The 1,861-nt window shown below is 64.3% G+C and carries 1 protein-coding gene and 1 pseudogene; both read right to left on the minus strand.

The genetic code is table 11. The features are described 5' to 3' along the window. Nucleotides 1-102 precede the first annotated feature (102 nt). Nucleotides 103-1,413, minus strand: coding sequence for a DNA polymerase IV (locus B4E36_RS17790; protein WP_292054642.1), 1,311 nt, complete (start codon nucleotides 1,411-1,413; stop codon nucleotides 103-105). A gap of 69 nt (nucleotides 1,414-1,482) precedes the next feature. Further along, nucleotides 1,483-1,861 (minus strand): annotated as a pseudogene (locus tag B4E36_RS17795) (hypothetical protein); the annotation flags it as partial.

Genomic DNA, 1,861 nt, shown 5'->3' on the forward strand with positions numbered 1-1,861 from the left:
CCCCCTCAAGGGGGGAGATTATGGCTGAGGGGCCGTCGCTTGGCGGCTGGTCGGGAATGTACTGCAAGTCCAGACCGGCTCAAACGCTCCACTGAACTAACCTCATTCATGCCCGCCGGGCTTCCCCCGGTCCGGCCGAAACGTATAGCCCGTCTCCACCGCCGCCAGACCATACTTACCGCGCAGGCGGTCGATCGCGCCTTCGGCTGCGGCGCGTTTGGCGGCGCCGGGGTCGACGAGGTCCGGCGGGTCGGCTGTGGCGGGGTCGCAGAGGTCGGAAATGCCGATGCCGATCAGGCGGTATTTCGTGCCGTCGGTCTCGTTCTTCAGCAGTGAAAGTCCGTTGGAGAAGATGCGGTCGGCAAGCTGGGTCGGCGCGGTGAGATGGCGGTTGCGGGTGCGGATCTTGAAGTCGGCGGTCTTCAGCTTTAGCACTACCGTGTGTCCAGCGAAACCGGCGGCCTTGGCGCGGCGGGCGGTCTTCTCGCTGAGCCGCCGGAGGATGGCGCTCAGTTCCTCGAGATCGGAGATGTCGGTGTTGAACGTAGTCTCGTTGGAGATGCTCTTGGTTCCCCGTTCCGGCTTCACGCTGCGCGTATCCTCGCCGCGGGCGAGGTGATAGAGCCGCGGACCGATCACCCCGTAGCGGCGCAGCAACTCGTTCTTTTCCATGATCTGGAACTGGCCGATCGTGGTGATACCGTCGCGCTTCAGCGTCTCGGTGAACGCCTTGCCCACGCCCCAGATCATCCCGACCGGCTTGTCGGCGAGGAAGCTCTTGGCTTCCGCCTCGCCGATCACCGAAAAGCCGCGCGGCTTGTTGAGATCGGACGCGATCTTGGCGAGGAACTTGCAATAGGACAGACCGATGGAAATGGTGATGCCGAGTTCCGCCTCAACGCGCTTGGCAAACCGTGCGAGCGTGACGGCGGGGCTTGCCCGGTGCAGTTTCTCGGTGCCGGAAAGGTCGAGAAAGGCCTCGTCGATCGAGAGCGGCTCCACCATCGGCGTCAGCTCCAGCATCATCGCCCGCAACTGGCGGCCGACGGCGACGTATTTCTCCATGTTGGGGCGGATCACCACCGCATCCGGACAGGCCTCCAGCGCCTTGAACATCGGCATCGCCGATTTCACGCCGCTGATTCGGGCGATGTAGCAGGCGGTGGAGACCACGCCGCGCTTGCCCCCGCCGATGATCAGCGGCTTGTCGGCAAGCTCGGGATTGTCGCGCTTTTCAATCGCGGCGTAGAATGCGTCGCAATCGATATGGGCTATGGAGAGGGCGTGCAGTTCGCTGTGGCGCAACAGTCGGGGACTGCCGCAGTGGCGGCAACGGCGGACATCGCCTACGGTCGCCTTCAGGCAATCGCGGCACAAGGCTTCCGGAGTGGGCGTCGTCTCGGCCATGACCATCAGAACAAAGGTTGAACAGCCGAAATTACCGCCGTGACCGCCGCAAGGCAAGCAGCGTCGCGATGGCGATCAACCGTTTTCAGCAATGTGGCGGCGGATCAGCCGGTCGGCATGGTCCCAACCGGTCGCGACCACGGACGGGGCCTCGGTCTTCGGCGCCATCGCGCGGTAATCATCATTGATCAGCAGATTGATCGTCAGCGCGTCGGGCAGGGATTCGGCAACCGAGCGGCAATTGTAGAGCATGTCGTCCACGAAGATCAGAGCCGGCGGGTCCTTGCTGCAAAGCGCGCTCAGCACCGCGCCCTTCGGCTCCTCCGATGCGATCAGCGGAAAGCTGAATCCGAAACGGGACAGCAGGCGTCGGCGGGCCTCGCGGTGGCGCGGCGGCATGGCGGTCAGCAGCAGGACGTCGGCGATTTCGGTGAGGCCGGTGAGCGTTTCGCGC

Source organism: Martelella sp. UBA3392 (genome assembly GCF_002358775.1).
GTDB classification, from domain to species: domain Bacteria; phylum Pseudomonadota; class Alphaproteobacteria; order Rhizobiales; family Rhizobiaceae; genus Martelella; species Martelella mediterranea.

Bases quoted from the DNA above. Each gene is read 5' to 3' on its own strand.
- B4E36_RS17790 (WP_292054642.1), bottom strand. From the start codon at position 1,413: ATGGTCATGGCCGAGACGACGCCCACTCCGGAAGCCTTGTGCCGCGAT.